Consider the following 23,735-nt stretch of genomic DNA (forward strand, 5'->3'; position numbering starts at 1 on the left):
GCTCAGCCCTCGTCCATCTCGACGGCGGGCAGGGGTCTCGCGTGAAGATAACGCGCTGCGCGCCGCTTGCTTTCAATGTCCTTGAAGACTTTCTGAACCTGGTCGGGAGTGAGGCCGGCGACCGCTGCGATCTCGTTGGCAGAAATGCCGTGGTTCAGGCCATAGAGACACAAATCCGTCAGGTGATATGGCAATGCGAAATAGAACTCCTCCTGGCTTTGCGCCATGGAGAACGTATCCGTGGTTGGTGGCCTGCGCCGCACCTCAGGGTCTATCCCGAGATACTCCGCAAGTTGATAGACTTGCGTCTTGTAGAGGTGGACGATCGGCAGCACGTCGGCGATTCCATCGCCCTGTTTGACGAAAAAGCCTTGGTCGTGTTCCAGCCGGTTTGGCGTGCCTGCCACCGCGTAGTTGAGACGGTCCGCGTGATAATACTCCGTCATCTTTCGCACGCGTTGCTTGTAGTTGGTGGCGGCGACGATCTGCAGATAGGTTGCGGGTGGCAGTCTGACCGTGTCGACTTTGCCATCCGGATCCTCGACCGTCAGTCTGGTAATGTTGATGCCGTTGCTTTCCAGAACCGACGCCATCACCAGCTTGCACTTCCAGCCTTGACCGTAGGCGGGAACGACGGTCCGGATCGCCTCGATCTGACGTGAATAGGCACCGATGCCCTCCAGGGCAGGCGTGATGTCTTCAACGATCGAATCGATACCAAGTTGCGACGCAACCGTTCGGCCAAGCCGCAGCGAGTCGCCGGAAGAATGGGATTCCGGCATGAATAGGCCGAGGACCTTATCTTTCCCGAACGCGCCGACGCAGAGTGCTGCGACAACGGAGCTGTCGATGCCCCCAGAGAGGCCGACAACGACGCCTCGGCGCCGGAGTGTACCAAAGACCTGTCGACGCAAGGCTTCTACGATGCGATCGACCTCCGCACGAGCGTCGAGCACCAGGGCATCCTTGCCAAACCCGGAGATCACGTCGATGACCGTTCCTCCCCCTGGCGAGATTCTTCTGGCAGATAAGTTCGGGCCACGGCCGCCTCGATGAGCGGTCGGTTGAAGGCCACGTTAGGCTCCGAGACCATGTCGATGTGGGTGCCAATGATTGGGATCACATCCAGGTCTGCGAAAGCATTGTCCCATCCGATGGCGCGAGGCATTCCAGGACGGGCGCAGCGAAATAGGGTACCGGTGATCGGCAGCCGGGGTCTTGGCGTCTGGAGCCACTGAAAAAACGCTTTGGCCCTCAAAACTTCCTGAAGCTCCAGCTTGGCCCTAAAGCTGGTCGCGTTGAATTTCTCCTGGGCATAGCGATCAAGCAAGCGGGCCAGTTGCATCTCGTAGCCCATTCGGACCACGACTTTTGCAAGGGCGCGGCAAGCCATTCTGTAGGCAGTAATACGATTGGTTCGGATTCGATGAATTGTGCGGACGACCGTCTCTCGGTAAGTGCTCCGTTCACCGAGCAGGCTGGTGTCGAGGATGCCCAGAAACTTCACATTTCGCCCGACAGCCAGCAGCCTTGAAGCAACTTCAAAAGCAACGACGCCGCCAAGCGAATGGCCGAGAAGTCGTACGTTACCTTCAGGCTGGGCGCGGCGTATCTGGTCGAGCGCGGCCTCGGCCATATCTGCGACCGAGTTTTTTCCCTGCAATATCATTGCCAGGGCGGGATACCTGATCGGAACAACCCGGGCGGTTCTACCCATGGAGGCCGCGAAGGCGGCAAGGCTAGGGCCATAGCCGACGGACCCGGGGAGCAGGAAGAGAATTGGCGGATGCTCTTTGCGCGAACTGGCCTGCTCGTTACCTGCTTTCGCGGCCGCGACGGCCTTCACCATTTCGTCGAAATTCATTCCGACGGTGAAAGGTTCAAGGTCGATCTCCAGGCCGAGGACGCTTTCGATCTCCATGACACAATGCAGCAGCTTCAGCGAATCGCCGCCGGCGTCATCCCAACGTCCCGCGGCAACGCGCGTGTTCAGAATCTTGGTCCAGGCACGTTGCACGATCTGCTGGATAGTCCGTTCGGGTCCTGTATTCGGAGCCTGGACAATGCGGTCCTGCCTCACGCTTGCGCCGTCCAACTCGGCAAGCCTCGCCATGTCGACCTTCCCGCCCGGCAGGCGTGGAATTTCGGCAATGGCGTGCAGTCTCAATGGGCACAGAGGCGGCGGCAGTGTCGTTCGCGCAAGATGGCGGAGATCGTCCGCGAAGTTGGAAGTGGCCGGCCCGCGAGGTACGGCGAAGGCGATGAGTTCCGTTGACGCCGTCACAATCGCTACAGCGTCCTCAACGGAAGGCGCGCCACGCAAAACCCGCTCCAGCTCCGCGGGTTCAACGCGTCGGCCATTGATTTTTATCTGACGTCCCTTGCGACCCATGATCTGAAGCAGGCCATGGTCGTCCAGTTGAACGAGATCACCCGTTTCAAAGATGCGGACGGACGGGTTCTCGGGGTCTGCAGCCACGGGCACGACGACGCCGTTCTCCCAATGGCCAAGCAAGACATACGGACTTTTTATGACAAGCTCTCCAGTCCCGCCGGGCGGCACCGGGCGTCCTTGCTCGTCGATGATCGCGAAACTAATCCCTGGAAGGAGCCATCCAACAGGAACCGAGGCAGCCTGCTCCGGCCAATCGGTCGGCACAAACCATTGTGATCCTGTCGTCTCGGTTGACGAGTAGCCGATCTGCACCAGGCAGTTGCTTGAAACGGCGTCGCGTAGCAGCTTGATGTCAGACCATGAAACCTTTTCGCCGCCGATCCGAGCCACCCTGAGACTGCGGAATGCGTCTTCTGATTTGTTCGCCATAAGCGCCCGCAGGAGAGCCGGCACCAGGTAAGTGACAGTCACTCCCTCGGCTTGCATCCGGTGTAAAACCGCGCGCAAGCCTACGGCTTCGACCTCAAGAAGATGCAATGTGGCGCCGGTAAGAAGGGCGGCGAGCACCTCTCGACACCCAGCGATAGTGGCCGGTCCCGTGAGAGGCAGAAATACGTCCTGCGCATTGATGTGACAGGCGTTTACATATTGCTGAACACGCCATAGCAGGCTGCGTTGACTGTTAACGATGCCTTTTGGCCGACCTGTACTGCCCGAAGTGTAAAGGACGATCGCGGGGGCATCCACGGATACCGGATGGAGCTGGTGAACGCGATCGCTCTTCGGTTCGCCGCGGGGCGAGACATTTATCCAGCCGACAGTTCGCGGCAGGCCCGTGGGTCGGACATCTCCATCCCCTATGATGGTCGATAACCGCGCCTCGGACACGATCGCATTGATCCTGGTATCCGGATCCCTTGTGTTCAGGGGTACCAAAGGCCGCCCTGCGGCCATGCTCGCCAGCATCGCCAACGGAAAGAAGGCCGTATTCGCAAGAAGAATTCCGACGGCGTTTTCGGCGGGAGTGATGGCGAGGATGCGGCTAGCCAGTGCTTCGACAGCCGAGACGAGTTCCGAATAAGTGAAGCGGTTGGTTGCGTCGGTAATCGCCAGCTTTTCGGGATACTGACTGGCCACATTTTTCAAATGATCGACAATGGCGACATCGGCATAATCAGCGTCCATCCGCTGATAGGGGCGCAAGACAGGGCCGCCTTGGTCGAGAGCGTATTCCGGGACGTTCGTCCATTTGTTATTTGCCGCCGATTGAGAATCCGTCCGCGGATATTCAATCGCGAGTTCCGATCCTGAGTAGGCTGGTGACATGACGGGCTCACGCTATGGATAGCGTCAGTTATCGCCGCCCGCCCAAACCATTTCATCGATCATTCTGATGATGCTGGCGACGCTAGAGGTGTACATCGAAAAATTTCGCGTCCGCCTCATGGCGGCGGGGCGTCAGACTAAAGAACAGCCATGCGACATGGAGAGCTGATGCCGCGGCGCGGGGCGGGGCAGATTTGCATTCTGAATGGCTCGTCTAGCGCCGCGGTCTGTGTTTGCCAAAAGACACGTCGCGCTCAGCCACTCGCTACACGATATCCACCGAGAAAATTTTTGAAGATAATTACAGCGCGCAGCGCGCGATCGACTCGGTTGCTGTTCTTCTGACGGTCTTTTGGAAATACCGCAATCTATGCGACCGGTTTTGCATCGATGGCACTTAGCGAATTCCGCCGGCGATCCTGTTTGTCCACGCGGCGATGGCCAGTCCGCAGATAGCGCCTGCAAAATCAGCAATCCAGTCGAACATGTCCATGTCCCGCGCCACCAGCGGGGTGGCCTGAAGAACCTCGATCGCCGCCCCTACAAAAAGGACGAATACAACCAGCCTCAATTTTTGCTTGGGCCAACCGAGACCGCCGAGGACCCCCAAGGTCGTGAAGGCGACCGCATGATTGAGCTTGTCGTGACTGAACGTGAAACCCATGCCCAGCATATCGAGAATACCGCCGGGCAGCAGAGCTAACAAAACAATTCCCACCAACGCGAATGGAAAGGTCATTCTCGCCACCAGCGAGCAGGTGTCCGTTGCCGGCAAACGCGTCAGTCCTTCAATCGAGCCTGCTGGAGCTTTCTCAAGCCGCGGCAATTAACCTCGTCAATCCTCCCGCTTAGAACCCCCGCCATGCCGGCGCATCGGCTAAATGAATGAGGGCGTCGGAGGTGAAAGCTCATTGGGTCTAACAACACCGGGATATGCCTGCGTTGCCGCAGCGGACCCGATCATCCGCGATGTGAAAAGGTTCACCTAGCCACGCGTTTAGTTGCGCTATGTACGAGAGGAGAGTCGCAACGGTTTGGGGAACACGGCGTCTGGAGCAGCGGGTGGCAGCAGCTAGCCGCCGGGCCTAGCCAGCAAGGTTTTCGCAGTCTCGCCAGAACGAACATATCCGTTCGGACCAATTGTGGGCGAAACATGCGAACGAACCAGGTGGGTATCTAAATTTGCTACCCTGTGCGTGCTCTCGGGGTGGCAGGTGTGCAGCTGGCGCGGAGATATTCGTGGAAGAAACGGCTGTCGACAATCACTTCACCCTACCAGGGGAGTGTCACTTGGAACGAGGAAGCCGCCTTCTAGCAGGTCCAGAGCGTCCAGCGCTTCTTCGACCCGCAAATGCGCCAAAGGAATTCCGTCAACGAGCAAAACTTTTTGGTCGCCTACGTCGTAGACTTCCCAAAGCCTGTCCATTCCCCGCCGGATGGCGTGCCGTCGTTCCATGCGCGGACAATATGAGCCATATGCGAGTTTGAATAGGGAACGATCCCGGCGGTGACAAATTATAGCGTGGATAAACTGGTCAAGCTTGGTTGCACTTAATCATGGATACAACCCTGGAATGGTTTTACAGTGAGTGAACGAGGCCTGAAATTCCTCCAGGAGTGGATGGATAGCAATCTGCCGCATCATTCATCATCTGACACGATCTTAGCGCAAGAGCTTGCAAGGCGACTAACCAGCGACGCAAAAAAGGCTGGAATTCGATCAGAAGAGATCTCGGAGGAGGTCGGCAGCATCTTCTCAACGATGCTCGAGGCGCTCGGAAGTAGGGATCCCGTGCCGGATTGAGAGCAGAACGTGGGCTGCGCAACCGAAGAAGCGCTCCGGCCCACAAGGATAGGAACTACAGCTGCCCTGTCGGACATGTTGAAGTAAGATGCCTGGTTGGCGCCCTCACGCCGCCATCCTGCCGATCGAGAAATATTCGATGCCGTAGCGCGCGATCACCTTGGGATCGTAGAGATTGCGGCCGTCGAAGATGACCGGCGTCGTCAGCGCATCCTTGAGCGCGTCGAAGGACGGCGCGCGGAAGCTCTTCCATTCGGTGCAGATCAAAAGCGCGTCGGCGCCGCGCAGCGCCGCTTCCTTGGTGCCGCACAAAAGCAGATCCTCGCGCAGGCCGTAGATCGCCTGGCACTCCTGCATCGCCTCGGGATCGTAGGCCTGCACCTTGGCGCCGGCCGCCCACAACGCTTCCATCAGCGTGCGCGCCGGCGCCTCGCGCATGTCGTCGGTGTTGGGCTTGAAGGCCAGCCCCCAGACGGCGAAGGTCTTGCCCCTGAGCGCGCCCTTGAAATAGTGGTTGACCTTGTCGAACAGGACCGACTTCTGCGCATTGTTGCGCTCCTCGACGGCGCGCAGCAGCTTGGCGTCGAACTTGACGCCCTCGGCGGTCTTGATCAGCGCGCGCACATCCTTCGGGAAGCAGGAGCCGCCATAGCCGAGGCCGGGATAGATGAAGTGGTAGCCGATGCGCGGATCCGAGCCGATGCCCTTGCGCACCTCCTCGATGTCGGCGCCCAGCTGCTCGGCGAGATTGGCCATCTCGTTCATGAAGCTGATCTTGGTCGCCAGCATGCAATTGGCGGCGTATTTGGTGAATTCGGCGCTGCGCACATCCATCACGATCATCTTCTCGTGGTTGCGGTTGAACGGCGCGTAGAGCTCGCGCATCACCATCTCGGTGTCCTCGCTGGAGGTGCCGACGATGATGCGGTCCGGCTTCATGCAATCGGCGACCGCCGAGCCCTCCTTGAGGAATTCAGGGTTCGAGGCGACGTCGAAGGCGAGATCCTCGCGGCCGCGCCTCTTCAGCGTTTCGGCGATCCTGGCCTTCACCTTCTCGCAAGTGCCGACCGGCACGGTCGACTTGCCGACGACGATCTTGGCGCTGTCCATCTCACGGCCGATGGTTTCGGCGACGGCCAGCACATATTTCAGGTCGGCCGAGCCATCCTCGCCGGGCGGCGTGCCGACCGCGATCATCTGGATCTGGCCATGCCTGACCGCCGCCGCCGCGTCGGTGGTGAAGCGGATGCGGCCGGCCGCGTGGTTTTCCCTGACGAGAGCCTCCAGGCCCGGCTCGAAAATCGGCACCAAGCCCTGGTTCAGCCGCTCCACCTTCTTCTCGTCGATATCGACGCACACCACCTCATGGCCGACCTCGGCCAGCACAGCGGCCTGGACGAGACCGACATAGCCAATCCCAAACACCGTCAAATTCATTTGGTTCTATTCCTGTCAAAGGCCGGGCCGCGGTCCGGTAAGCTGGATATGCCGAAAAGGTGGGCTGTTCGACAACACTCCGCGTCATATCCGCTCTTGAGACGCTGCCGACCAGAGCGGCCCGACAGTCCGCCGTTTTGGGGTGGATCGGGATGAACCGCCGGGCCTAACCGACTTTAAAAAAGTCGGCTGGCGGCCTCTATATCAACTCTGGCTAATGGTTACGCCCTTTGAACGAAGGACGTCGGGCAGCTCTTCTACTGCTCGGAGTGCTGCACCATCAGGAGAGGCAATGCTTCCCATGATTAAAATTCGGCGTAACAAAGAGCCCGTGACCGAAGCCGACGGGCAGCTACTGGGTGCCCAGGAATGCGCAAACTGGCAACGTGTGCGGCAGGCGATTTGGCAACGAGGGAGAGCCTGCGCTGTTGCGCGAACAGCTGTGCTTGTCCGTCAGTCGGACCCTGCGTGAGACCAACGTCCTACCCGGCAACTCATAGGTCCCGGCCACGAAACATCTTCCAGAGAAGTCCATTGGTGGGTGCTGGCGAGCATAGTCTCTTCATTGCCAGTTCGTGGATGCCCACCATCACCTGCGATGGGGGATCTGCATCAATCGGGGGTGTTTTGATTGCCGATCCCAGAGAGCTTAAATCACGAATATCTCAGATTTGATTGTCCAAGATGCGAGCATCCAATCATCCGCAAGGGCTCATGGTTCAAGGTGATTGCCACTTTCAGATGCCCCCGCTGCAACACGACGCTGCGGCTAGGATATCCTGAAAAGTTACGCATTTTCGAGACCCACAGGCATCTGATAGACGGACCACCGCCAGCCGGAGCCAGCGGGTGAAGGCGGTTGGTGTCGGTCGGCAGCGCCGACTCGTGGCCTGATCCGACAGTCGGGGTGCAGCAACAGCAGCGCTGACGCGCCACGGCGTGGCAAGGTCGTCGACTAGATCGGCGACGTGCGCATAGAGCCGGGAACGCTCCTCTTTGGCGCGACTCCCGGTAAAGGCCAAGATCGATCTTCATGGTCACTTCACGCCGATGCCGGCGGTCAGGCCGCCATCTATCTTGTAATCCGCGCCGGTGCAGAAGCCGGCCTTGGAAGAGCACAAAAAGGCGATCAGCTCCGCCACTTCCTCGGGCTCGCCGATGCGGCCGAGCGGATGGGCCGCGCCGAAGCGCCTGAGGCTTCCTCGACGTCGGCATCGCTGCCGTTGTCGCCGCGCGCGGCCTTCTCGAGGATCGGCGTGCGGATCGAGCCGGGGCTGACCGAATTGACCCGGATGCCGGCTGCCGCATAGTCGAGCGCCAGCGAACGCGTCAGCGTGTGGATGGCACCCTTGGTGGTGGCATAGGCGGCGACGTTCTGCTGGCAGGCGAAACCCTGCACCGAGGCGACATTGACGATGGCGCCGCCGCCGCGCTTGATCATTTCCGGAATGCCGAAATGGGCGGTCAGATAGATCGAGCCGACATTGACCGTCATCGCCTTGTTCCAGGTTTCCCAGTCGGTCGTCGTCGCGGTTCCATAGGGATGGACCGCCGCCGAATTGACGATCACGTCGAGGCCGCCGAAACGCTCGACGCCGGCCGCGATGGCCCCGCGGACCTGGTCCGGCACGGAGACGTCGGTGTCCACTACCAGCGCGCCGGCCCCGGAGCTTTCCAACTGCGCTCGCATCGCGGCATTGGCCGAACGGTCGATGCCGCAGGCGACGATCGCAGCGCCCCCGGCGGCGAGGCGCCTGGCAGTTGCGAGACCGATCCCGGTCGTTCCGGTCACCAGCGCGACCTTGCCGTCAAAATCCTTCATTGCTGAACTCCTTTGGTCACATCTCGGAAGCCGGCTCTTCCGTCTGGAACCGCAGGCCGAAATCGAGATAGCGGCTCGTCAGATAGGCGTAAGCCAGCCTGTCGCGGGCCTATTTGACTCTCGTTGTCCTCCAACAATAAGTTGCCCACCTCGCGGAGGAAAGCGGCAATGGAACAGTGCTGGCGCTGGTATGGCCCGGACGATCCGGTAACACTCGATCATGTCAAGCAGGCGGGTGCGACAGGCGTGGTCTCGGCCCTGCACGACATCTATGACGGGCGTGTCTGGCCGCTGGAAAACATCCTCCAGCGCAAGCGCATCATCGAGGCGGCGGGGCTGACCTGGTCGGTGGTCGAGAGCATTCCGGTCCACAACTCGATCAAGATCGGTTCGCCGGAGCGGCTCCGCTATGTCGGTTTCTACAAGGACACGATCCGCGCCCTGGCGAAGGCCGGTATCGCGACGATCTGCTACAATTTCATGCCGGTGGTCGACTGGACGCGGACGGATCTGGCTTATCGCCTGCCGACGACGGGTTACGCGCTGCGCTTCGATGCGATCGATTTCGCGGCTTACGATCTGTTCGTGCTGAAGCGCCGGAATGCCGAGGCCGGCTACACGCCTGCCCGCATCGCCGAGGCGGAAGCGCGGCTGAAGGAGCTCGGCGACGAGAAGATCGACAGGATCGAGCGCAATCTCATCGCCGGCCTGCCCGCCACCGAGCGCGCCTATAACCGCGACAGCTTTCGCGAGGCCCTGGCTGACTATGATGCAATCGGACCGAAGGAATTGCGCGACAATCTCGCCTGGTTCCTGCGCGAGATCATCCCGGTGGCCGAGGAGGAGGGGGTGCGCATGTGCATCCATCCCGACGATCCGCCATTCTCGCTCTACGGCCTGCCGCGCATCGTCTCGACCGCCGAGGATGCGCGCTTCATCCTCGATACCGTCGACAGCCCGGCCAACGGGTTGACGTTCTGCACCGGCTCCTACGGCACGCGCGCCGACAACGACATTATCGCCATGGTCAAGGAGTTCGCCGAGCGCATCCATTTCGTCCATCTGCGCAACGTCACCATCGAGGGCGACGGCTCCTTTTATGAAGCCGAGCACCTCGAGGGAGGCACCGACATGGCGCATGTCATCCTCGCGCTGATGCAGGAAGAAGCGCGTCGCCGCAAGGAAGGCCGCGCTGACTGGCGCATTCCGATGCGGCCCGATCATGGGCATCTGCTCGCCGACGACATCGGTAAGACAAGGATCAATCCGGGCTATTCGCTGATCGGCCGGCTCAAGGGCCTCGCCGAACTGCGCGGCATCATGCGCGCCGTCGAGCGGTTCGGGCTGGCTTGACTTCCAAACCGGCTCGGCTTCGCGCCCGGCTCTTGGAATCCGCAAGGACATAATGGCGCCGCCAAGGGGGGATGGGTATCCTTCGGGCCGCCATCGGCAGGCAGCTCAAGTCACGGCGGACGGGGAGAAAAGCAATGCGCACCAGAACCAGCATCCGCGTCGTCGGCTGCCATGCCGAGGGCGAGATCGGCGATGTCATCGTGGGCGGCGTGCTGCCGCCGGCAGGCCGCACGATGATGGAAAAGATGATCACGATGGAACGCGATCACGACCATATAAGGCGCATGCTGATTTGCGAGCCGCGCGGCAGCGTTGCCCGTCATGTCAATCTCCTGGTGTCCTCGACGCGCGAGGATTGCGCCGCAGGCGCTATCATCATGGAACCAACCGAATATCCGCCGATGTCCGGCTCCAACACGATCTGCGTCGCCACGGTGCTGCTCGAGACCGGCATGGTGCCGATGCAGGAGCCGGAGACGCGCTTCAAGCTCGATATGCCCGGCGGCGTCATCGAGGTGCGCGCCGAATGCAGCGACGGCAAATGCGTGTCGATCACCTTCCGCAACGCGCCAGCCTTCGCCGAGCGCCTCGATGCCGATATCGAGGTGGAAGGGCTCGGCACGATCAAGGCCGATATCGCCTATGGCGGCATGTTCTACGCGATTGTCGATGCGCCCGCGCTCGGCTTCTCGGTCGCGCCCGACGAGGCTCGCGACTTGGCCGTGGTCGGCGAGAAAGTCCGCCGCGCGGCGCGCGAGCAGCTCGATGTCGTGCATCCGCAGTTCGACAATGTGCGCGGCGTGTCCATCGTGCAATTCGCCATGCCGTTCCAAGGGCCGGGCAACGTCACGCGCAACACCTGCATCGTCTCGCCTGGGCGCTCGGACCGCAGCCCGACGGGAACCGGCACCTCGGCCCGCATGGCGGTGCTGCAGGCGCGGGGCCAGATGAAGGAAGGCGAGGTGCTGATCCATGAATCGATCATCGGCTCGCGCTTCACCGGCAAGATCCTCGAACTCACCGAAATCGGAGGGCGCAAGGCGATCGTGCCGCAAATAACCGGCAGAGCCTGGATCACAGGAGAGCACAATTATTACCTCGATCCGACGGATCCGTATCCGCAAGGCTACGTGCTGTCGGACACCTGGGGCACCTCGACTTCGGTGACGCAATAGAATTTCCTGCAAAGACGCCGACTCAAATTATCCCAGCATCCAGACGCTTTCCGGCTCTTAGCTGGGGCGTTTGCGCTTGCAGAATGTCAGCGGACCTTGCAGGGAGGCGCCAGCTCTGATTCCCTGCGGTTGGTGGGGATCACCTGATTCGTGTGCTCGTTGTTCCGGTTCCGCACGATCGTGCGGCGGAGCAGCAGTACCTACGGTAGAAAGATGAGAACATGACCGCCAAGCCGGAAATCCTGGAGATGAGGCCCAAGATCACCGTTGTCGGGGTCGGCGGCGCCGGCGGCAACGCCGTCAACAACATGATCGCCGAAGGGCTGCAGGGCGTCGAGTTCGTCGTCGCCAACACCGATGCGCAGGCGCTCACCATGTCGAAGTCGTCGCGGCTGATCCAGCTGGGCGCGCATGTGACCGAGGGCCTCGGCGCCGGATCGCTGCCCCAGGTCGGCAGCGCCGCCGCGGAGGAATCCATCGACGAGATCATGGATCACCTGGCGGGAACGCATATGTGCTTCATCACCGCCGGGATGGGAGGCGGCACCGGGACGGGCGCCGCGCCCGTGATTGCGCGTGCCGCACGCGACGCCGGCATCTTGACGGTGGCCGTGGTCACCAAGCCTTTCGTGTTCGAAGGCAAGCGCAGGACCCAGGCGGCCGAGGAAGGCATAGAACGGCTGCGCGAGAGCGCCGACACGGTGATCGTCATTCCAAACCAGAACCTCTTCAGGGTCGCGGACGCCAGGACAACATTCGCCGACGCCTTCGCCATGGCGGACCGCGTTCTCTACGCGGGTGTCGGCTGCATCACGGACCTGATCGTCAAGGAAGGCCTGATCAATCTCGATTTCGCCGACGTGAAGTCGGTGATGCGCGACATGGGCCGGGCGATGATGGGAACCGGCGAGGCCTCCGGGGAGGGGCGCGCCAAGATCGCAGCCGAGGCGGCGATCGCCAATCCGCTGCTCGATGAAGCCTCCATGTCCGGCGCCAGGGGGCTGCTGGTATCAATCTGCGGCGGCATGGACATGACGCTGTTCGAGGTCGATGAAGCCGCGACACGGATAAGGGAAGAAGTCGACGCCGATGCCGACATCATCGTCGGCGCTATCTTCGACCACGCATTGGCCGGAAAGTTCCGCGTGTCCGTCGTCGCGACGGGTCTGCGCAAGAGCGCGGACATCGCGCAGTTCGAGCAGCGGATCGCCTGACGTCACGGCGATCTCGCGGCTGCGCTTGTTCCCGACCGCACGACGCGATCGGTCAATATCCGCTTCCGGCCGCGGACAATCCCGGACCGCGCATGCTGCCGGTCAGCGCGCCTCTTCGTCGCAAGCCGTCACGACGGCATCCGGCTAGCGTCTGTCCATATTGGACACTAATTGACCGATCCGTTCAATGCCGCCAATGTCTGGCAAAGCGTCGGCATCAATCCCTTCCTGCTGCGTGTCGAGAATCGCGGCTGACGGAGGAGAGGCTCGATGAAAAGCTTCGTCTATAACAGCCAGCCGGCACGCGTCGTCTTCGGATCTGGCACCATCGCAACATTGCCGGAAGAGATCGACCGGCTCGGGCTGAAACGCGTGCTCGTGCTGGCAACGCCGCCGCGCGAGGCTGATGCCCGGCGTCTTGCCGGATCGCTGGGCGGCACCGCTGCCGGGATCTACGCCAAGGCGACGATGCACACGCCCGTGTCGGTGACCGAGGACGCGCTGCGGGTCGTGGCGGAGCTGCAGGCCGACGGGTTGGTTGCGGTCGGCGGCGGCTCCACGACGGGCCTCGCCAAGGCGATCGCCTTGCGCACCGACCTGCCGCAGATCGTGATGCCGACGACCTATGCCGGCTCGGAAATGACGCCGATCCTCGGCGAGACAAAGGATGGCGTGAAGGTCACCCAGTCTAGCCCGAAGGTGTTGCCGGAAGTGGTGATCTACGACGTCGACCTGACGATGACGCTTCCTGCCGCGTTGTCGGGAACGAGCGGCATGAACGCCATCGCCCATGCGGTCGAGGCGCTCTATGCCAGGGAAAGCAACCCGGTAATAAATCTGATGGCCGTGGAGGCCATCGGCGCGTTGGTGCGCGCCTTACCGGTCATAGCCGGGAACCCGCATGACCGCGACGCTCGCTCCGAGGCGCTTTACGGCGCCTGGCTCTGCGGCATCTGCCTCGGCTCGGTCGGCATGGCGCTGCACCACAAGCTCTGCCACACGCTCGGCGGCAGTTTCGATCTGCCGCATGCGGAGACCCATACGATCGTGCTGCCGCATGCGCTGGCCTATAACGCCCCCGCTATTCCGGCCGTCATGGAAACCCTGGGGACCGTGCTGAAGGCGGACGATCCTGCCATGGCTCTCTACGATCTCGCCGGCCGGATCGGCGCTAAACGCGCTCTATCTGAGATAGGCATGCCGTCAGAGGGGATCGACATCGCGGCGGACCGCGCGCTGGCCAATCCGTACTGGAATCCGCGGGCGCTGGAGCGGGAACCGATCCGGGCTCTTATCGCGCGCGCCTATGCCGGCGAGCCGCCGCAGGCCTGAGAAACCGAGCGTCCCAGGCGGCCGCACCTGAATATCAGTCGGTCTGGATCCAGACCGCCTTCGTCTCCAGATATTCGTGCAGATGCTCGATGCCGCCTTCGCGGCCGTAGCCGGACATCTTCATACCGCCGAACGGCACAGCCGGGTCGATGGCGTGATACATGTTGACCCAGACCGAGCCGGCCTTGACGCGACGTGCGAGCTTGTGCGCGGCGCCGAGATTGGTGGTGAAGATGCCGGCCGCGAGACCGTAAGGCGTCGCGTTGGCACGCGCGACAACCTCATCCAGCGTGTCGAAGGGCATCGCCGAGATGACCGGCCCGAAGATTTCTTCGCGCGCGATCGTCATCTTGTCCGACACTGCGCCGAAGACGGTCGGGGCGATGAAGTTGCCGCCGTCATAGAGCTCGCCCGTCAGCCGCGAGCCGCCGGCGACCAGTTTGGCGCCTTCGTCGCTGCCCGCCTTGATGTAGCTCTCCACCTTGCCGGCCTGCCTGGCATTGATCAGCGGCCCGATTTCCGTCTCCGCCTCGATGCCGTGGCCGACGCGAAGCTTGCCGGCAAACTCGGCGACCCGGCGCACGAACTCGTCATGGATCTCGCGCGCCACGAACAGGCGCGAGCCGGCAATGCAGATCTGGCCCGAATGCAGGAACACCGCCATCGCCGCGACCGGCACGGCCTTGTCGATATCGGCGTCGCGGCAGACGATGATCGGCGACTTGCCGCCGAGCTCAAGCGAAACGCGCTTGAGGTTGGCGACGCCGGCGCGGGCGATCGCCTGGCCGGTCAGCGTCGAGCCGGTGAAGACGATCTTGTTGACATCCGGGTGCTCGGCAAGGCGCGCGCCGGCCTCGGCGCCGGTCCCGGTGACGATGTTGACGACGCCGTCTGGAACGCCGGCCTCCTGCATCAGCCGCGCGATCAAGAGCGGCGTCAGCGATGCCTCCTCCGACGGCTTCAGCACGATGGTGCAGCCGGTTGCCAGAGCCGGCGCGATCTTCCAGATCGAGGCGGCAGTGGGCGCATTCCAGGGAATGATCGCGCCGACGACGCCGACCGGCTCGCGCCGGGTGAAGGTGACGATCTCGCCGGGGATGGAATTGTCGATCGTCTCGCCGTGCAGCGCGGTCGCCATGCCGCCATAGAAGCGCAGCATGCCGATGACCCGGCGCCGGTTGGCCAGCGTGCGGGTGATCGGCAACCCCATGTCGAGCGTGTCGGAGACGCTGAGCTCTTCCCAATGCTTCTCGAACAGGTCGGCGATCCGCAGAAGCACGCATTGCCGCTCATAAGGCGAGAATTTCGACCAGGGGCCCTCGAAGGCCGCGCGTGCCGCGGCCACCGCAGCGTCGATATCGGCGGCTCCGCCGCGCGGCACCGTCGCCAGCACTTCGCCCGTCGCCGGGTTCAGCGCCTGCATCTGCTGGCCGGATTGCGCCGCGACCCACTTGCCGCCGATGAACATCGGCCGGAATTCGCCATGGTAGAGCATGGCGGCCTTCGCCCTCGGGTCGAAGTTCAGCGTCATTGTCTCCTCCTCATGAATTCCGACGCGACTATTACTCCCGCGGCCGACGACCTCAAACAAGGAAAGCCAAAAGGGCGTTCAGATAATCGGACGTGCAACGCGCGTCTTCCCCTCGGCGATGCATCGATGGGCGGTGGCACAGGCCGCTGTTGCTCCGGCGGGGCTAACGAGCGCCGGGCTGTTCCATCGCCTCGACAGTTTTGCCAAGCGTACGGTTGCGCAGGCTCCGACCGGCGGTTATGCCGGATTGAGATTTTCCCGAGAGAGGCAGGGCTGATGAAGGTCGTTTCCATCTCCAAATCGCATGGCGGAATCCAGGGCGTCTATTCGCACGCTTCCGAAGGCTGCGCCTGCGACATGACCTTTGCGGTATTCGTACCGCCGCAAGCCAAGGACGGGCGGCTCCCGGTCCTGTGGTACCTGTCGGGCCTCACCTGCACGCACGCAAATGTCATGGACAAGGGCGAGTACCGGCGGATGGCATCCGAGCTCGGGGTGGTCGTCGTGTGTCCCGACACCAGCCCGCGCGGACCCGACGTTCCGGACGAAAAGGACAATTGGCAGTTCGGCTGCGGCGCCGGCTTCTACCTCGATGCGACGCAAGAGCCTTATGCGAAGAACTACCGGATGTATTCCTATATCGCCGAGGAACTGCCGGCGCTCGTCGCCGCCAACTTCCCCGCCGACATGTCACGCCAGGCCATCTTCGGCCATTCGATGGGCGGACATGGCGCGCTGACGATCGCGCTCAAGAATCCGCAGCGCTACCGGAGCTGCTCGGCCTTCGCGCCGATCGTGCAGCCGTCGACGGCCGGGTGGTCGCGGCCGGCTTTCGAAAAATATCTCGGATCGGACGAAAAGACCTGGCGCGCCTATGACGCGACACTGTTGATCGAGGACGGCAAGCGATATCCGGAATTCCTGGTGGACCAGGGTACGGCGGACGGCTTCCTGCAGGATGGCCTCCGCCCATGGCTGCTCGAAGAGTCCTGCAAGAAGGCAGGGATCGACCTCACCCTGCGCATGCAGGAAGGCTACGACCATTCCTACAACTTCATCTCGACCTTCATGGACGATCACCTGAAATGGCATGCCCGCTGCCTTGGGTGATTTTCGGCGTCAGGACGCGCGCCACATGGTCGGCGATCGCCATGCTGGAGGTCAGGCCGGGACTTTCGATGCCGAACAGATTGACAAGGCCTTCGATGCCATGCGTTGCGGCATCCTGGATCACGAAGTCGCTGTTGGCGTCGCCCGGCCCTGACAATTTCGGCCGGATGCCGCTATAGGCTGCCTGCAGGCTGTCGTCGGCCAGATCGGGCCAGTATTTGCGGATTTGGGCATAGAAGCGCTCGCCGCGCGCCGGATCGACGCGATAGTCGACCGAGTCCGTCCACTCGACATCAGGCCCGAAACGGGCGATGCCGGCAAGGTCGAGGGTCAGATGGACGCCGAGGCCGCCAGGCTCGGGCACGGGATAGACCAGATGTGAAAACGGCGCCCGCCCGACAATCGAGAAATAATTGCCCTTGGCGTAGCGAAGCGCCGGCAGGAATTGCAGGCCGAAGCCTTCGATCGAGCCGGCAAGCGCGACCGCGCCGAGACCGGCCGCGTTGATGAGACGCGGTGCGGCGATCTCAAACTCTGCGCCGCTTGCGCAATCCATCGTCCGCAGCACGATGCGGCCGGGCTCGACGCGGCCGGAGACGATGCGGGTGTTGAGCGAGAGCATTGCGCCGCTCCCCTCGGCATCGCCGAGCAGGGCAAGCATCAGCCCGTGACTGTCGACAATGCCGGTCGAGGGCGAGAGTAGTGCTGCGGTGCAATGCAGCGCCGGCTCCAGCGCTTGCGCCTCCTCGGCGGTGAGGAAGCGCAGGTCATCGACACCGCAGGCCGCGGCGTTGGCGCGAATGGCGGCCAGCGCCGGCTCCTGCGTCTCGTCCGTCGCAACAATCAGCTTGCCGCAGCGGCGATGAGGGACCGGAACGGTCGGCGCAGTAGCGATAGAGCATATCGCGTCCGGCGACGCAGAGCCGGGCTTTCAGCGAACCTTGCGGGTAATAGATGCCGGCGTGGATGACTTCGGAGTTGCGCGAACTCGTTTCGGTGCCGATGGCGTCCGCCGCTTCGACGATCAGGGTTTCGAGGCCAAGCGCCGCCAATTTGCGCGCAATCGCCAGACCGATCACGCCGGCGCCCGCGATGATGCAATCGACCTGCTCCACGTCCTGATCCTGCTGCGCGTCACTTATATCATTGCCGAGACAGGCCGAAGCTTGTTGGCGCTATCGATCCCGACGTCGCGGCTCTTGCGATCAGCCAGCGCGATGAGGCATCAACCGCCACAATGCAAGGCGGAATCTTCGGACTTCTCGATCAGAGGAGCGGTCCTATTTCCGCTTTGACGCCTGCACACAGGAGCCATCACGATGGACGCCACACCGAATTCGCCTGAAGCCCGCGACATCCGCTATCACATGCATGGCTATACCAACGCCCGCAAGCATCAGGAAACCGGTCCGCTGATCATCGAAAAGGGCGACGGCATCTATGTCGAGGACATTGCCGGCAACCGCTACATCGAGGCGATGGCGGGCCTGTGGAGCGTCGCCGTCGGTTTCTCGGAAAAGCGGCTGGTCGAAGCGGCGACAAAACAGATGTCGAAGCTGCCCTTCTATCACGACTTCGGCTCCAAGGCGCATTCGCCGCTGATCGATCTCGCGGAGAAGCTGGTGCAGATGGCGCTGGTGCCGATGAACAAGGCCTATTTCACCAATTCCGGCTCCGAGGCCAACGACACTGCGATCAAGATGATCTGGTATCGATCGAACGCGCTTGGACAGCCGGCGCGCAAGAAGATCATCAGCCGCAAGCGCGGCTATCATGGCGTCACCATCGCGTCGGCAAGCCTGACCGGCCTGCCCAACAACCATCTCTCCTTCGACCTGCCGATCGCCAATATCCTGCACACGTCGACACCGCACCACTGGCGCGACGCCGAGCCCGGCGAGAGCGAGGAGCAGTATTCCGCGCGACTCGCCGAGGAGCTGGAAAAGCTTATCCTTGCCGAGGGTCCCGAAACGATCGCCGCCTTCATCGGCGAGCCGATCATGGGCGCCGGCGGGGTCGTCGTTCCGCCCGCCGGCTATTGGGAGAAGATCCAGGCGGTGCTGGCGAAACACGACATCCTGCTGGTGGCCGACGAGGTGATCTGCGGCTTCGGCCGTACCGGCGAGATGTTCGGTTCGCACACCTTCGGCATCAAGCCAGACATCATGGTGCTGTCGAAGCAGATTTCCTCGTCCTACCTGCCGATCTCGGCGCTGCTGATCAACGATCGTGTGTTCGAGCCGATCGCCGACGAGAGCGACCGCATCGGCACCTTCGGCCACGGCTTCACCGGTGGCGGTCATCCCGTCGCAGCCGCCGTGGCGCTGGAGAACATCAAGCTGATCGAGGAGCGCGACCTGGTCGGCAATGCGCGCAAGGTCGGCGCGCATCTGCAGGCGCGACTCAGCCAACTCGCCTCGCATCCGCTGGTGGGCGAGGTGCGCGGCGTCGGTCTCATCGCCGCCGTCGAGCTCGTCGCCGACAAGGCAACCAAGGCTCCCTGGGGCAAGCCGGCAGCGCTCGGCGCGCTGGTCAATGGCTTGCTGCAGCGGAACGGCGTTATCTCGCGCAATATGGGCGACGCGATCGCCTTCTGTCCGCCGCTGATCATCACCGAGGCGCAGGTCGATGCCTTGGTCGATGCGTTCGAGCGCTCGCTCGACGAGGCGATACCGCAGGTCCACCCGCGGAGCTGACCAAGCCGCGAAGGCCTAGCCAGCGGTAGCCTGCGGGCTGATAATCGACGTTCACCTTCCGGTGAGCGCGAGAAATTCCGGCGGAACATTCGCCTTTTTGCGCTGTTACATCCAAGCTGCAGCGCGGAAAGGAGCTTCCGTATGGAAAATCCGCAATCCACGGCGAGCATTGCCGGCCATCCCATCCATCCCATGCTTGTCACCATCCCGATCGCCTGTTTCGTCGGGACCTTGCTCACCGATATTGCCTACTGGCGGACAGCGGAAATGACCTGGGCCAATTTCTCGGCCTGGCTGCTGACCGTGGGTGTCATTGTCGCCATCCTGGCCGCCATTGCAGGACTTACCGACTTTCTTGGGGACCGCAGGATACGCGCTCAGCCGACCGCATGGCTGCACATGGGAGGTAACCTCGTCGTGCTCGTGCTGTCCTTCTTCAACATGCTCGTTCACACGCGCGACGCCTGGACGTCCGTCGTGCCGACCGGGCTGATCTTGTCGGCGCTGGTGGTGGTCATCCTAATCTTCACCGGCTGGCTTGGCTGGGCGCTAGTCTATCGCCATCATGTAGGAGTGGCCGATGAGACGACTTGACAGCGCAATCAAATGGACGACGGCGGCGCTTTGCTACGCAATGATCCTGGGCGTTGCCGGCTGCAGCGACGACAACACCGACCCGAGCGCGCAGATCGGCCCAAATCCGAAACTGCCGGAGATAAAGCAATACCTATTCCCGCCGATGCATCTGGCCTCGGTGGTCGGCTGGAAAAACGACGAAAAGCCGACGGTCGCGCAAGGCCTGCAGATCGAGGCGATGGCCAAGGGGCTTCAGCATCCGCGTTCGGTTTACATGCTGCCCAATGGCGACATCCTGGTGGTGGAGTCCAAGGCACCGAAAGAAGCGTCGGTCAAGCGGCCGAAGGACATCGTCATGGGTCTGGTCGAAAGCTGGGTCACCTCCGGCGGCGACACCGGCCCGAGCAACCGCATCACGATCTTGCGCGACACCAATAGCGACGGCAAGCCGGATTACCAGGGCGTGTTCCTCGACCATCTCAACGCGCCCTTCGGCGTGGCGCTGGTCGGCAACGACTTCTATGTCGCCAACACCGATGCCATCATGCGCTATCCCTATCAGCCGGGCGACACGAAGATCACGGCGCCGGGCAAGGTGCTGACGGAACTGCCGGGCGGGCCGATCGATCACCACTGGACGAAGAGCCTGGTGGCGAGCCCAGACGGTTCGCTGCTCTATGTCGGCGTCGGCTCGAACTCCAACATCACCGAGAACGGCATCCAGGCCGAGAAGGACCGCGCTGCGATCTGGGAGGTCGACCGCGCCACCGGCCGCTCGCGCATTTTCGCCAGCGGGCTGCGCAATCCCAACGGCCTGACGTTCGAACCTGAAAGCAAGGCGCTTTGGACGGTTGTCAACGAGCGCGACGAGCTCGGGCCGAACCTGGTGCCGGATTACATGACCTCGGTGAAGGACGGCGCCTTCTATGGCTGGCCCTACAGCTACTATGGCCAGCATGTCGATCCGCGCGTGATGCCGCAGCGTCCGGACATGGTGGCGAAGGCCATCCCGCCGGACTACGCGCTGAGCTCGCATGTCGCGCCGCTCGGGCTTGCCTTCTATACCGCGAACAACCTGCCGCAATCCTATCGCGGCGGCGCCTTTGTCGGCGAGCATGGCAGCTGGAACCGCTCCCGCTTCAACGGCTACAAGGTCGTCTTCGTGCCGTTCAGCGGCGGGCATCCTAACGGCATGGCGCAGGATGTCGTCACCGGCTTCCTCAACGACAAGGGCGAGGCGAGGGGCCGCCCGGTCGGTGTTGCCGTTGATAAATCCGGCGCGCTGCTGATCGCCGACGACGTCGGCAACACGGTGTGGCGGGTGACCGCTGCGGCACCCGGTTCCTCGTAGGAACCTGGCTCAACGCCGACGTATCAGCCGACCGGCTTCTGCAGCACGTCGAATTGCGGGTTGGTTTCCGAGAAGATCGGCAGGGCCGCGGCGCCGAGGACGGATGTGTCCTTTCCCGCGGCGCCGACCACGACGCGCGGCGTGGTACGGGCGCTGGTCGAGCTCACCGAGAGATGGAGCGGTTCCAGCCGGCCGGCCAGTGCCTCGATCACCGGCAGCGGCATGAAGCCGCCGAGCACGACAGTCTCGGGGTCGAGCGCCATTTCAAGGACGTCGATCGCCTGCCGCAACGGCTCGACCGCCTCTGCGAGCCATGCTTCGAAGCGGCTGTCGCCGGTTGCCAGAAGCTCTTCCAGCAGGTCGGGTGAGGCATGGTCCGGATCCGGCAGGTCGAGCTTGTCATAAGCGGCGCGCAGCGAGACGTAGCGCTCCAGGCAGCCGCGCTTGCCGCAGTCGCAGGGCAGGCCGCCGGGCCTCACGATGATGTGGCCGATCTCGCCGGCATTGTGGCGGCTGCCCTTGTAGAGATGGCCGTCGAGGAAGAGGCCGGCGCCGAGGCCTGTTCCGATGAAGAGATAGACGAAGCTGTCGAGCTTGCGGGCAACGCCATAAAGCCGCTCGCCTACTGCCGCCGCTGTGGCGTCGTTCTCGACGATCACGGCGATGCCGGTCAGGCGTTCCAGTTCTTCGGCCACCGGAAAGTCCTGCCAGCCGGGAAGGGCGGTCGGCCCGACCGAAGTCATGCCTTCGACGCCGAACGGCCCGGGCATCGCCATCCCTATGCCGAGCAGTCTGGTGCGGTCCAGCCGGCTGGTTGCGATCAGGTCGCTCGAGATCGCGGCTAGCAGCGGCATGGCCTGCGTGGGGGTTGGGCGGTCGACATCTCTCTCGATGCGCACGCGCACGGTGCCGGAGAGATCGGTGACGACGCCGACGGCCAGCTGGTGGTCGAGCTGCAGGCCGATCGAATAACCGCCATCGGGGTTGATCGAGTAGGGGACGGCGGGTTGGCCGCGCGCGCCTTTCAGCGTTGCTTCAGGTTGCAGCAGCCCGGCCGCTTCCAATTCCTCGACGATGTTGGAAATGGTCTGCGACGACAGCGCCGTCAGCCTCGCGATCGCCGCCCGCGACAGCGCGCCGTTGATGCGGATCGCTTCGATCACCACACGCCGGTTGTGCGATTTCGCCTGCTCGAGATTGGTGCCGGAGATGGCTTTCTTGGGGATCATGAGATAGTTACCAGCCGCGGCAACCCTAGAATGCCACTTTAGAAAATCAAGTTGATTTGATTATCGGCTGGCCGAAAGCTTAGGCCGGTCCACAGGCTCGCATTTCACATATCGGAATCGATTGCCGGGCTCGGCCGTTCAGCCGAAACGGGCCGCGGAAAAATCGGCGGCCGATGGCAGGGATCGGCCGGCGATTAAGCTGGCGACCCAGCGTGCTGTCACCGGGGCCAGCGTCAGCCCCAGATGGCCATGGCCGAAGGCATAGATCACATCAGGCGATTTCGTCGAGGGTCCGATCACCGGGCGAGAGTCCGGCAGCGAGGGCCTGAAGCCCAGCCATTGCGACGAAGGCTTGCCGATGTCGGGGAAAAACTGCCGCACGCCGCGACCGAGCAGCGCCAGCCGGCGCGGATTGGGCGGCGCATTGAGCCCGCCGAGCTCGACAGTGCCGGCAACCCGGAGCCTGCCGTCCATCGGCGTCATATAGAAACCGAGATCGACCGGGCAGACCGGGCGGTTGAGCAAAGGTGCCGTGGTCGGAAACTCCAGATGGTAGCCGCGCTCGGTGTCCAGTGGGATGCGGTCGCCGGCCTGGGCCGTGAGCGGGCGGGATCGCGCGCCAGCCGCAATCACCACTTTTTGCGCCGCGATGACAAGCCCTGGGCCGCTCAGCCGCACGCCGGCACCCGCTGCGAGACCGGTCACGCTCGCGCGCATGAATTGAGCGCCCTTGGCGGCAGCGGCTGCCGCCAGCCGCGCCATCACCGTCCTAGGATCGCTGACATTGATCGAATCCGGGAAATAGAGGCCTTTAGCCTCGAACGCCGCGAGCCGCGGCTCCAGCGCGGCCACCTCATCGGCGGTCAGAACCTGCTGATGGACGCCGAGTTCGGCCCGCAAAGCCCGTCCGCCCTCGGAGGCGGCAAAATCGCTGTCGCGGCGGTAGACATAGAGGCAGCCGTTTCGGCGCATCAGATCCTGAAGCCCGGCCTCCTGCACCATTTCGCCCCAGGCCGGCAGGGCTTCGGCGAGCAGGCCGGCTAGCGCCAGTGCATTGGCTCGGGTTGCCGCCGGCAGCGATTGGCGAACAAAGCGAACCAGCCATGGCGCGAGCTGGAAAAGTGCTGCCCAGCGCAGCGAGAACGGGCTGTCGGGATCGAGCAGCAGTTTCGGCAGCGCGCGCAGCACACCAGGATTACCGACCGGCATGCAGGCATATTCGGCGATCGTGCCGGCATTGCCGAACGAAGCGCCCGAGCCGGGCTCGTTCGGGTCGATGACCAGGACCTCGCGTCCTTCGCCGGCAAGGCGCAGGGCCGTAGCCAGCCCGACGACGCCGGCGCCGATGATGGCGATCTCGACTGATTTCGGCGCGGAGGTCATG

At 62.8% G+C, this 23,735-nt stretch carries 15 protein-coding genes and 2 pseudogenes; 8 read left to right on the forward strand and 9 right to left on the reverse strand.

Features of this window, described 5'->3' with window-relative positions:
• Positions 1 to 2: 2 nt before the first annotated feature.
• The 5 genes and pseudogenes from nadE to LB523_RS01575 all read right to left on the reverse strand — a co-directional run bounded on the left by nadE (position 3) and on the right by LB523_RS01575 (position 8,784).
• Positions 3 to 986, reverse strand: coding sequence for an NAD(+) synthase (nadE, locus tag LB523_RS01555; protein WP_181174700.1), 984 nt, complete (start codon positions 984 to 986; stop codon positions 3 to 5).
• The gene (locus LB523_RS01560; RefSeq protein WP_224600666.1) at positions 983 to 3,721 is read right to left on the reverse strand and encodes a non-ribosomal peptide synthetase; all 2,739 of its coding nucleotides are present in this window, start codon (positions 3,719 to 3,721) and stop codon (positions 983 to 985) included. The genes nadE and LB523_RS01560 overlap by 4 nt, the downstream gene beginning before the upstream one ends.
• Before the next feature lie 397 nt (positions 3,722 to 4,118).
• Complete coding sequence (locus LB523_RS01565) at positions 4,119 to 4,547, reverse strand: hypothetical protein (protein ID WP_224600667.1); 429 nt, start codon at positions 4,545 to 4,547, stop codon at positions 4,119 to 4,121.
• Positions 4,548 to 5,630: 1,083 nt separating this feature from the next.
• Positions 5,631 to 6,962: a UDP-glucose dehydrogenase family protein gene (locus LB523_RS01570; RefSeq protein ID WP_224522961.1), complete on the reverse strand. Its 1,332-nt coding sequence runs from the start codon at positions 6,960 to 6,962 to the stop codon at positions 5,631 to 5,633.
• 1,037 nt (positions 6,963 to 7,999) lie between these two features.
• A pseudogene (locus LB523_RS01575) lies at positions 8,000 to 8,784 on the reverse strand (SDR family NAD(P)-dependent oxidoreductase).
• 168 nt (positions 8,785 to 8,952) lie between these two features.
• Between LB523_RS01575 and uxuA the strand changes: the two are divergent.
• The 4 genes from uxuA to LB523_RS01595 all read left to right on the forward strand — a co-directional run bounded on the left by uxuA (position 8,953) and on the right by LB523_RS01595 (position 13,858).
• The gene (uxuA, locus tag LB523_RS01580) at positions 8,953 to 10,137 is read left to right on the forward strand and encodes a mannonate dehydratase (RefSeq protein ID WP_224600668.1); all 1,185 of its coding nucleotides are present in this window, start codon (positions 8,953 to 8,955) and stop codon (positions 10,135 to 10,137) included.
• Positions 10,138 to 10,271: 134 nt separating this feature from the next.
• Positions 10,272 to 11,312 carry a proline racemase family protein gene (locus LB523_RS01585; protein WP_224600669.1) on the forward strand — a complete coding sequence of 347 codons (1,041 nt, stop codon included), beginning with the start codon at positions 10,272 to 10,274 and terminating at the stop codon, positions 11,310 to 11,312.
• A gap of 221 nt (positions 11,313 to 11,533) precedes the next feature.
• On the forward strand, positions 11,534 to 12,526 hold the full coding sequence (gene ftsZ, locus LB523_RS01590) for a cell division protein FtsZ (RefSeq protein ID WP_095769817.1): 993 nt from the start codon (positions 11,534 to 11,536) through the stop codon (positions 12,524 to 12,526).
• Between the two features lie 270 nt (positions 12,527 to 12,796).
• Positions 12,797 to 13,858 carry a maleylacetate reductase gene (locus tag LB523_RS01595; RefSeq protein ID WP_224600670.1) on the forward strand — a complete coding sequence of 354 codons (1,062 nt, stop codon included), beginning with the start codon at positions 12,797 to 12,799 and terminating at the stop codon, positions 13,856 to 13,858.
• Positions 13,859 to 13,892: 34 nt separating this feature from the next.
• Here the strand turns inward: LB523_RS01595 and LB523_RS01600 are convergent, their stop codons facing one another.
• A complete protein-coding gene (locus tag LB523_RS01600; RefSeq protein ID WP_224600671.1) occupies positions 13,893 to 15,389 on the reverse strand; it encodes an aldehyde dehydrogenase family protein in 1,497 nt (498 codons plus the stop codon).
• Positions 15,390 to 15,665: 276 nt separating this feature from the next.
• Between LB523_RS01600 and fghA the strand changes: the two genes are divergently transcribed.
• Positions 15,666 to 16,499, forward strand: a complete 834-nt coding sequence (fghA, locus tag LB523_RS01605; RefSeq protein WP_224600672.1) for an S-formylglutathione hydrolase — start codon at positions 15,666 to 15,668, stop codon at positions 16,497 to 16,499.
• On the opposite strand, the pseudogene LB523_RS01610 reads toward fghA, so the two are convergent.
• A pseudogene (locus LB523_RS01610) lies at positions 16,456 to 17,614 on the reverse strand (NAD(P)/FAD-dependent oxidoreductase). The gene fghA and the pseudogene LB523_RS01610 sit on opposite strands and share 44 nt — an antisense overlap.
• Positions 17,615 to 17,818: 204 nt before the next feature.
• On the opposite strand from LB523_RS01610, the gene LB523_RS01615 reads away from it, so the two are divergent.
• The 3 genes from LB523_RS01615 to LB523_RS01625 all read left to right on the forward strand — a co-directional run bounded on the left by LB523_RS01615 (position 17,819) and on the right by LB523_RS01625 (position 21,122).
• A complete protein-coding gene (locus LB523_RS01615; protein WP_224600673.1) occupies positions 17,819 to 19,195 on the forward strand; it encodes an aspartate aminotransferase family protein in 1,377 nt (458 codons plus the stop codon).
• A 141-nt stretch (positions 19,196 to 19,336) separates the two neighbouring features.
• Positions 19,337 to 19,789: a DUF2231 domain-containing protein gene (locus LB523_RS01620; protein ID WP_224600674.1), complete on the forward strand. Its 453-nt coding sequence runs from the start codon at positions 19,337 to 19,339 to the stop codon at positions 19,787 to 19,789.
• A 40-nt stretch (positions 19,790 to 19,829) separates the two neighbouring features.
• Complete coding sequence (locus LB523_RS01625; protein WP_411966432.1) at positions 19,830 to 21,122, forward strand: PQQ-dependent sugar dehydrogenase; 1,293 nt, start codon at positions 19,830 to 19,832, stop codon at positions 21,120 to 21,122.
• A 23-nt stretch (positions 21,123 to 21,145) separates the two neighbouring features.
• Here LB523_RS01625 and LB523_RS01630 read toward each other — a convergent pair whose 3' ends face one another.
• Both LB523_RS01630 and LB523_RS01635 read right to left on the reverse strand, forming a co-directional pair.
• Positions 21,146 to 22,351, reverse strand: a complete 1,206-nt coding sequence (locus tag LB523_RS01630; protein WP_224600676.1) for an ROK family transcriptional regulator — start codon at positions 22,349 to 22,351, stop codon at positions 21,146 to 21,148.
• Between the two features lie 138 nt (positions 22,352 to 22,489).
• Positions 22,490 to 23,734 (reverse strand): NAD(P)/FAD-dependent oxidoreductase, encoded by a 1,245-nt coding sequence (locus tag LB523_RS01635; protein WP_224600677.1) that lies wholly within the window; start codon positions 23,732 to 23,734, stop codon positions 22,490 to 22,492.
• Position 23,735 lies beyond the last annotated feature (1 nt).

The sequence above is a fragment of the Mesorhizobium sp. ESP-6-4 genome, from assembly GCF_020164735.1.
GTDB lineage: Bacteria > Pseudomonadota > Alphaproteobacteria > Rhizobiales > Rhizobiaceae > Mesorhizobium.

Bases quoted from the DNA above. Each gene is read 5' to 3' on its own strand.
- LB523_RS01560 (WP_224600666.1), bottom strand. From the start codon at position 3,721: ATGTCACCAGCCTACTCAGGATCGGAACTCGCGATTGAATATCCGCGG.
- LB523_RS01570 (WP_224522961.1), bottom strand. From the start codon at position 6,962: ATGAATTTGACGGTGTTTGGGATTGGCTATGTCGGTCTCGTCCAGGCC.
- uxuA (WP_224600668.1), top strand. From the start codon at position 8,953: ATGGAACAGTGCTGGCGCTGGTATGGCCCGGACGATCCGGTAACACTC.
- LB523_RS01585 (WP_224600669.1), top strand. From the start codon at position 10,272: ATGCGCACCAGAACCAGCATCCGCGTCGTCGGCTGCCATGCCGAGGGC.
- ftsZ (WP_095769817.1), top strand. From the start codon at position 11,534: ATGACCGCCAAGCCGGAAATCCTGGAGATGAGGCCCAAGATCACCGTT.
- LB523_RS01595 (WP_224600670.1), top strand. From the start codon at position 12,797: ATGAAAAGCTTCGTCTATAACAGCCAGCCGGCACGCGTCGTCTTCGGA.
- LB523_RS01600 (WP_224600671.1), bottom strand. From the start codon at position 15,389: ATGACGCTGAACTTCGACCCGAGGGCGAAGGCCGCCATGCTCTACCAT.
- fghA (WP_224600672.1), top strand. From the start codon at position 15,666: ATGAAGGTCGTTTCCATCTCCAAATCGCATGGCGGAATCCAGGGCGTC.
- LB523_RS01615 (WP_224600673.1), top strand. From the start codon at position 17,819: ATGGACGCCACACCGAATTCGCCTGAAGCCCGCGACATCCGCTATCAC.
- LB523_RS01620 (WP_224600674.1), top strand. From the start codon at position 19,337: ATGGAAAATCCGCAATCCACGGCGAGCATTGCCGGCCATCCCATCCAT.
- LB523_RS01625 (WP_411966432.1), top strand. From the start codon at position 19,830: ATGATCCTGGGCGTTGCCGGCTGCAGCGACGACAACACCGACCCGAGC.
- LB523_RS01630 (WP_224600676.1), bottom strand. From the start codon at position 22,351: ATGATCCCCAAGAAAGCCATCTCCGGCACCAATCTCGAGCAGGCGAAA.
- LB523_RS01635 (WP_224600677.1), bottom strand. From the start codon at position 23,734: ATGACCTCCGCGCCGAAATCAGTCGAGATCGCCATCATCGGCGCCGGC.